The sequence below is a fragment of the Vibrio sp. V03_P4A6T147 genome (assembly GCF_002241085.1).
GTDB classification, from domain to species: Bacteria; Pseudomonadota; Gammaproteobacteria; order Enterobacterales; family Vibrionaceae; genus Vibrio; species Vibrio anguillarum.
Window position 1 is genome coordinate 1 of the sequence record NZ_NDIO01000339.1, and the last position, 7,847, is coordinate 7,847.

At 43.0% G+C, this 7,847-nt stretch carries 6 protein-coding genes; 2 read left to right on the forward strand and 4 right to left on the reverse strand.

What is annotated here, in order from left to right; translation table 11 throughout:
- Positions 1 to 10: 10 nt before the first annotated feature.
- Positions 11 to 1,216 carry a multidrug efflux MFS transporter EmrD gene (gene emrD, locus B9J84_RS13175; protein ID WP_017043666.1) on the forward strand — a complete coding sequence of 402 codons (1,206 nt, stop codon included), beginning with the start codon at positions 11 to 13 and terminating at the stop codon, positions 1,214 to 1,216.
- 99 nt (positions 1,217 to 1,315) lie between these two features.
- Here the strand turns inward: emrD and B9J84_RS13180 are convergent, their stop codons facing one another.
- A complete protein-coding gene (locus B9J84_RS13180; protein ID WP_094124325.1) occupies positions 1,316 to 2,284 on the reverse strand; it encodes an ABC transporter substrate-binding protein in 969 nt (322 codons plus the stop codon).
- Positions 2,285 to 2,397: 113 nt separating this feature from the next.
- Here B9J84_RS13180 and B9J84_RS13185 point away from each other — a divergent pair, with 113 nt between their 5' ends.
- Entirely contained in the window at positions 2,398 to 4,368 is a 1,971-nt protein-coding gene (locus B9J84_RS13185; protein WP_404207329.1) for an ATP-binding protein, read from the forward strand.
- A 22-nt stretch (positions 4,369 to 4,390) separates the two neighbouring features.
- On the opposite strand, the gene B9J84_RS13190 is transcribed toward B9J84_RS13185, so the two are convergent.
- From B9J84_RS13190 to B9J84_RS13200, 3 genes are all read right to left on the reverse strand, one after another.
- Positions 4,391 to 5,164, reverse strand: a complete 774-nt coding sequence (locus B9J84_RS13190; RefSeq protein WP_017045093.1) for a transporter substrate-binding domain-containing protein — start codon at positions 5,162 to 5,164, stop codon at positions 4,391 to 4,393.
- Positions 5,165 to 5,214: 50 nt separating this feature from the next.
- Complete coding sequence (locus B9J84_RS13195) at positions 5,215 to 6,762, reverse strand: DUF3369 domain-containing protein (protein ID WP_094124327.1); 1,548 nt, start codon at positions 6,760 to 6,762, stop codon at positions 5,215 to 5,217.
- 237 nt (positions 6,763 to 6,999) lie between these two features.
- On the reverse strand, positions 7,000 to 7,847 hold an 848-nt coding region (locus B9J84_RS13200), incomplete at its 5' end, for an AraC family transcriptional regulator (protein ID WP_404207333.1).

The window sequence follows — 7,847 nt, forward strand, 5'->3', positions numbered from 1 at the left end:
GAGATAGACCATGTCCGCATCGTTTCCGTTAGTGAAACTCACATTTTTAATTGCGATTTTGACCGCTGTCGGTCAAATGACACAAACGATGTACGTCCCGTCGATTGGCCATATGGCGGGAGAATTTTTAGTTTCTCCTGCATCACTGCAGGCGGTCATGGCATGTTATTTAATCCCTTATGGACTATCACAATTTGTCTATGGTCCATTGTCAGACCGTCTAGGACGCAAACCGATTATTATCGCTGGGTTGCTGATTTATATTGTAGGATCGCTACTCGCATTATTTGCTCACCAATACGATTGGTTTTTGGTTGGTAGTTTTATTCAAGGGCTTGGCATTGGGTGTGGTGGCGCAATGTCTCGAACCCTTACTCGAGACTGTTTTTCAGGAGCAGAATTACATAAGGCCAATAGCCTTATCAGCATGTGCGTTATTTTTTCGCCACTCATTGCTCCTGTTCTTGGTGGCTACTTAACAGAAAGTTTTGGCTGGCGCTCTAGTTACTTATTTTTATCCCTATTCGCGATTGCCGTGGTGATCACTATGATGACGAGTATGGTAGAAACATTGCCTAAAGCGGCTCGCAGACACGAATCGGTTGCAAACAGCTATCGCTATGTGCTGAGTGACAAACGTTTCCAAGGGTATTTAATTTGTCTCGTAGCAACTTTCTCTGGCGTCGCGGTGTTTGAAGCCGCTGCAGGTGTATTACTTGGTGGCGTTTTGCAACTGCCTGCCACCACCGTCAGCTTATTGTTTGTCTTACCGATCCCTGGTTATTTAGTTGGTGCGGCGCTATCGAGTGTTATTGCGTTGAACTTCAACGAGAAAAGCGCCTTGTATGTGGGCTTGGTAGCGATAGCATTAGGTTCATTGGTGGTGTTTGTTCCTGGAGTGTTGGGACAAACCAGCGCATTGACCCTAATTGGTGGTGCCACTGTCTATTTTCTCGGTGCAGGCATTCTCTTTCCCGCAGCGACCACTGGAGCGTTAACACCACTGCCTTACCATGCAGGAACAGGAGGTGCTGTGTTAGGCGGTATGCAAAACCTTGGGGCTGGTTTAGCTACCCTTTTAGCGTCGGCTATTCCAGCTCATGACCAGATGCCACTTGGCGCATTGATGCTGTTGATGTCTGTGTTTGCTGTGGTTGGTTTGATTCGTGTTTACAGTAAACATGATCCATCAAATGAAATGCCATTGGCTGTTTAATAAACTGTAATGAAGAAAAAGCAGACAGGTCACCGCCTCTCTGCTTTTTTATTTTAGACGTAATGCTGAATTCGACAATTCAATACAGTCCCATCAAAGTCAGTCAATCTTCATCCATCCTTCCGGCACGCTTAACCCCCAACGGGACATTTCGCCCTGATGATAAATAGCACGTCCTTGCTGGCCGATTTGGATAGGAATGCGGCTTGCGTCTTCATTATTATTTAAAATACGTAACACCGTTTTGCCCGCCATTTCGCCTTGATCACGACCCGCTAACACAACACCCCCAGCCGCTTTGCCCGCACCGATCGAAAAATCCCAAAAACCAAATAAAGGAACCTCTGTATGTTGGTTTGTCCACGTTAATACAGTATCCGCTGGCACATTATTTTCGCTCTCATCGACCAAGGTTTGGTAAAGCCCCACGACTATGGCGCCAAATCCTTGCTCTTTAGCTGTGCTTATTCTTGTCTGCCATTCTTTCTCTGTCGCCACTGAAGCTATCTCTGTCGCAATGCCTAAATTCTTTTCAATCATACTCGCTTGGGTTTGCATAAATTCCAACGCAATACTCGCCGTACTACCCGAATCAAATAACACCAATACTTTACGCTTATCTTTATCGAGCATCCGGCCAATTTCTCCCATGGTTTTCACATAGAGGGGGCGCTCTAAAACACCGGTCACTTTGGCTTGCCCTTGGTATTGAGCCATGAATTTTCGTGGGTTTGAATTAATACCCAGAAACACGATTGAGATTGGCTCGTTGTAGAGTTTCGGCAACATATGAACCAACGCATTGTCGTCTCCTAAAACCACTACCTGTGGTTTCAGTTGCTGATATCGGCTAAAGGCTTGTTCGGCGATTTGTGAATAACGGCTTGCTGGTACACGTTTGGTGTCCATCTCAAAGGTATGCAGTTCATGCGCAGGCGTTAACGACTGCTTAAGGGCGGATACATAGCTAGCGTCCCATTCATAACCTTGCTCGTAGCTCTCTATTAAGAGTATTTTTCCCGCCATAACGGGCACACTTATAAAACACAATATCCATATCCAACGCATGAACTGCCTCCAATGTTTCGGCTATTTTTTTATAGTGTAGTCAATAAGATGTTATTCACACTTCCCATGTGACATCTATACTCAAATTATCACTCAAAAAAATGAGAAGCAGGATGAACAAAAGCCGAACATTTAATGAAAGCATAGATAACCCACTATCGAGTCGTATTGGTCGCAGGATCATTTTTTTCCTTGTTATTTTAAGTGGTGCTGTCACCCTGATGACAACGTTAGCACAAACATATTTCGACTATGACAGAGAGTTCGATGATGTGGCTCAGCGTCATCACGAAATAGAATTCGTTCATGCCGAACTGCTTGCCACTTCTTTATGGAATTATGATCTCGTGGCACTTCAACAGCGCTTAGATGGCTTAGTAAACTTGCCTAAAATTGATTATTTGGAAATCACGTCTGGCGGTTATCAATTCAGTGCCGGAGAAAAAGTGACGGAGCAATTAGTTGCACACCGTTATCCAATGCTTTATATCAACCCAAAAACGGAAGCCAAAGAGCAGATTGGTGAGATCTACGTTGAGTCTAATGCCCAAGAAATCTACAACTACTTAATCAAGCAGTTTCTATTGATATTGGTCGTGAACGCGATTAAGACTGCCTTTATTTGTTACGCTATTTTGATGATTTTCCATGAGAGCGTAAACCGACGTGTCTTCGCTATTGCTCAATACTTACGCAAGTACAACCCTCGCCATCCACCAAAACCACTAAAACTTCCTCATAAGAAATGGATTATGGGGCATAACGATGAACTCACTTGGCTGGCCGATGAGACTAATAAAATTACCGGAAATGTAACTACGTTGTACAGTAATATAAAACTTGAACAAGAACGATTAGCCGATTTTACGGACGTCTCATCAGACTGGTTATGGGAAACGGATAGTACTGACAGGTTGATTTACACTTCCGAACCCATGCGTCAAGCTTTAGAGATCAGTGAAAATAGCAAGCCACTACTTTCAGAGATTGACTCACTGCGAGATATGAAAAAATTACTCCAATCCATTACTAAACACTGCTCGTTTTCAATGTGTGAAGAGACAATTATCATCAATGATTGTAAGCACTATTTGATGTTTCAAGCAGTAGCACGATATGAGAAGGATATGTTTCTCGGGTTACGGGGCACAGCCATTAATATTACCGAGCTAAAACTGGCGCAGCTTGAACTACAAAAACTCAACCAAAACTTAGAGCGTCAAGTCGCCAAACGAACCTGCGATCTGGAAAACAGTATTGAGCAACTAAAAGCCACGCAAACACAGTTGATTGAATCTGAGAAATTAGCGGCTTTAGGTGGGTTAGTTGCAGGGGTGGCACATGAAGTCAACACGCCATTAGGTATCGCGGTGACCGCAAGTTCGGTAATCATTGAGGTAACACAAGAGCTAAATAGCGCCTTCGCCAACCAAACGCTCACAAGTCAGCAGTTTTCTGAATTGATGCAGAGAATGAATGAAACCAATACGATGCTTGAAAGCAACTTAAATCGTGCTGCCAAACTGATCCGAGACTTTAAACAAACAGCGGTCGATCAGGTATCTGAGAGTCGTAGTCAATTCTCAATCCACCAAGTATTAAGCGCGCTTATCGCCAGTCTTCATCCCGAGACCAGGAAAATCCCTGTTACCCCCGTACTTGAAGGCGATGAAGGACTAACCATGAACAGCTTACCTGGAGTATTGACTCAAATAGTCTCTAATCTAGTGATGAATAGCGTCAACCACGCTTTTAGTGATGAGCAAAACCCCATCATAACCATTGCGTTCAAACAGGAAGGAGAGAATATCCTCTTAGAATATAAAGATAATGGCTGTGGCGTCGAACCAAAACTGCACCATAAAATCTTTGAACCCTTTTTTACCAGCAAAAGAGGCCGTGGCGGATCAGGGCTTGGCTTGAATCTTGTCTTTAATCTAGCGACTCAAAAATTACAAGGAAAACTAGATTTTAGTTCTAATGTTGGCCAAGGTGTTCATTACGTTTTTACTCTCCCTAAGGCTCTTGAACTTGTTAATGATGATGCTGCAATAAATGATGCAGTAATAATAGACAGAAAGTAATAATAGATAGAAAGTAAGAGGGTCAAGGTTGCCAATCATCGTAAGGACGGTGAATAGCATCATAGAGTATTTTCAACTCTCCACTTTCCTCTAGTTGAGAGAGTATTCGCGTTAAGTATTGATCAACCTCATCGCCTTTAGAGCCGTGAGCAATGACAAATACATCCTTGAAATCGGCAAAGTGTTGGCGTGAAACATTCTCTAAACCTAAACTTTTCAGCGCAATATCCGCTTCTTCTTGTGCCCAGACAAATCCATCAATACGTCCAGCGGCTACTTTAAGTAGTGAAGCATTGATGCTATTTGAGCGCGCAACTTCAAAAGGTATATAGCTAGGAACGGCCTCAACGTAGTATTTATCAGGCTGGCTCCAAAGCTGTTCTGACGTGATTCGATTGGCTTTATTTGTATAAAGAACATGTGCCACTAAACCGAACGACTTCGTACTAAAACGAAATGGTAACTTTCCTTCAGGATCATCAACATAAATCGCGGGTAAGGCAAAGTCAGCTTGCTTATTAACGACCCCATGTACAGCTCGATGCAAAGGGAAAACTTCAATATGGATCTCTGTATCAGGGTCGACCTTATCCATGTACCTCACTAATTCGACAAATGGCCCCGAACCATCCGCATTAATCAGTCCAGGGAGTTCACCAAGGTGTGCGACCATTTGTTTAGGTTCATTAAGTTTGGGATTTGAAGGATCAATTTGTGCTTGTACAAAAGGAATCTGAACGATGGCTAAGCTAGACGTACACAAGCCAACAATCGTCTTTAATTGGTTGCTTTTCACTCTATCCTACTCCCTGAAAACGGATTTATTTTTCGGTTCCAAAAAAGATTCTAGTCTGGAAACTGTTCACGAATAGTGATGAAATCATCCCAATGCGCCAGCATCAGATCGACCAACATCGGATCAAAATGTTTTCCTTTTTGCGCGACAATTTCTTGTTTGATTGTCTCTTCCGGCCAAGCATCTTTATAACTGCGTTTAGAACCAAGAGCATCAAACACATCAGCTAATGCTGTGATTCTGCCACTGATAGGAATGCCTTCACCGGCTAATTGGTTTGGGTAACCGCTTCCATCCCATTTTTCATGGTGAGAACCGGCAATCTCTTTCGCTTTGATAATTAAACTGCGTTTTGAACGACTTAAAATATCAACACCGTATTCAACGTGTTTTTGCATGATCGCCCATTCTTGAGCGTCCAATTTCCCTGGTTTATGAAGAATACTATCAGGGATCGCCACTTTGCCTACATCGTGCAGGGGTGACGCATTTTTAATCATATAAATATCCTGCTCAGGTAGGGTCATTAATGTGGCTAATTTTTCACAGATCAGAGAAACACGCTGTACGTGAGCCCCTGTTTCTTTGCTTCTGGCTTCGACGGCATTGGCTAAGTTATAAACAAGCTCCCTCGATGTTTCGCGTAAATCAAGCTGTAAATTTAAGTTTTCAAAAGTTAACCCTATGTTATACATATAGATTTCAAGCAAACGTTCGTCATTTTCAGATAAGCGCTCAAGCAAATTAATATAGAGTAAATTTTCTACACCACGACTGTCTGTCATATAAAGTACAGAGGCATCATCGTAGCTATGAGACATTTTGCTTTGCAGTGCAAGCTGGCAGCGCTTAGCCACTTCCGAAGGTAAGCGCGAGAAATCACAGTCAGAATAAAAATCGACAAATCCTCCAATAGCCGCCAACGTTAAAGCACACGAACCTTCGCCTTCAGATTTAGGCTGAACGATACAATAAAATGCCGATGCATGGAGTTTAAGTAAAGAAGTGAGCTGGCTCAGTACCGATTCAGCATAGGTTTGTAAGGTTGTGGTATTTTGTACCTTCGCTGAGGCTTCAATCACGCGTTTAAGCCCCTCTTTTTGCTCTTCTATCAAACAAAGATCCCGATAAGATCGCAACATCGAATAGAACAGGGTTCTGAGTTTTTGTGTGGTAAGTTCTGTTTTCTCTTTATAGTCATCAATTTCATACTCTTGGATGACCGTATCTTCGGGGGCTTGCCCTGCTTGCCCGGTACGTAATACCAAACGAATGATTCTATTCTTACACTCTTCACGGATATGCCTAACTAAATCTAACCCCGCGTGTTCCGTCTCCATAACTACATCAACGAGCGCTAAAGCTATATCGGGCTGAGTATTCAGCACTTCTCTGGCTTCAAGACCAGACATAGCAGACAGTAGCTCTAGTGGCCGTCCTTGAAATGAAAACCCTCTTAGCGCTAAACGAGTGATCTGGTGCATCTGCTCATCATCATCGACTAGCAGTACTCGCCATGGTTTATTTTCAACACTAAGTTCATGACTCTCCTGGCTCTTTGGTTGAGCCTCTTGTCGAAAATCCGCAAACAGATCCATCGCTTATCTCTCTATATTGACAATATTCCTACTCTTATAGGTTTAGCACATAACCGTTTTGTTGGTGGTTAGAATCTAATTAATGTGATGAATAAATTGATTTTTACAAGCCATATACTCAATGATATTGATATTTCAATCACCTTCATAAGTCGTGCTCGAGGTGCAATAATTTCATCGCGTTTAGTAGATAAAAAAGTTTATGAATGAAGAGTGCCATTTACCAATGCCGTGGAATTAATCATTTCGTTTTTTACGAAATTCTCGTGGTGTGCAATGGCTCCATACCTTAAAACGAGTACTAAAGTTTGCTGGGTTAGGATAGCCGACAATGTCACCGACATGTTGGATTGACCAGTCGGTAGAAACAAGCAAACGAGCGGCGTACTCCATACGCATTCGCGTTAAGTGGGCTTTAGGACTGTGGCCAAAGTGCTGCTGACATAAACGATGTAAATGAGCTTGCGAGCAAGGAAATAATGCGGCGAGATTTTCTATTGTCCAATCTTTATGCAGCTGGCTCTGGACACGCTGAAAGACGCGATTTAAACGCAACAAAGTACGCGAGAGCGGCAGTTCAATCGGTGCTCGGAGCATTATTTCTATCTGTTCAACAATGCGTTGCCCGACCTGCTCACCAAGCTCAGCAGGCAATGTTAAGGTTCGCAGTATCGCTTGAATACTCGCATACATGACCGCAGCGATAGGCGTTAATGTGTAATGTATTTCTTCTTTTACGGTGTTTTTCCAATGACGCTGTGGTGCAAGAAAGATCCACACCACTTGCCACTCTTCTTCTTCAATTCCAAAACCATTTTCGACACCCGCTGGTACCACAATTAATGAGCTCGGTTCCAGTAAGTAACGGTCAGTTCCACTCGTTAGCCAACCTTTTCCCTTCACCGTGTATAACAGCATATGCACGCTCTGATTTTTCCGATAAACAGAAAACATTTCGCGGCAGGTTGCAATTCCGCATTGCACAATGCCGCTTTGCTCCAATGCTAAGACGCGACTTTGGTCAATAAATTCTTGATGTGTTTTATCTGAGATGGAATACCGTTCTTGCTTGTCTGACATATGAG

What these genes read in the sequence shown, in the direction of transcription:
- emrD (WP_017043666.1), top strand. Translation starts at nt 11, where the DNA reads ATGTCCGCATCGTTTCCGTTAGTGAAACTCACATTTTTAATTGCGATT.
- B9J84_RS13180 (WP_094124325.1), bottom strand. Translation starts at nt 2,284, where the DNA reads ATGCGTTGGATATGGATATTGTGTTTTATAAGTGTGCCCGTTATGGCG.
- B9J84_RS13185 (WP_404207329.1), top strand. Translation starts at nt 2,398, where the DNA reads ATGAACAAAAGCCGAACATTTAATGAAAGCATAGATAACCCACTATCG.
- B9J84_RS13195 (WP_094124327.1), bottom strand. Translation starts at nt 6,762, where the DNA reads ATGGATCTGTTTGCGGATTTTCGACAAGAGGCTCAACCAAAGAGCCAG.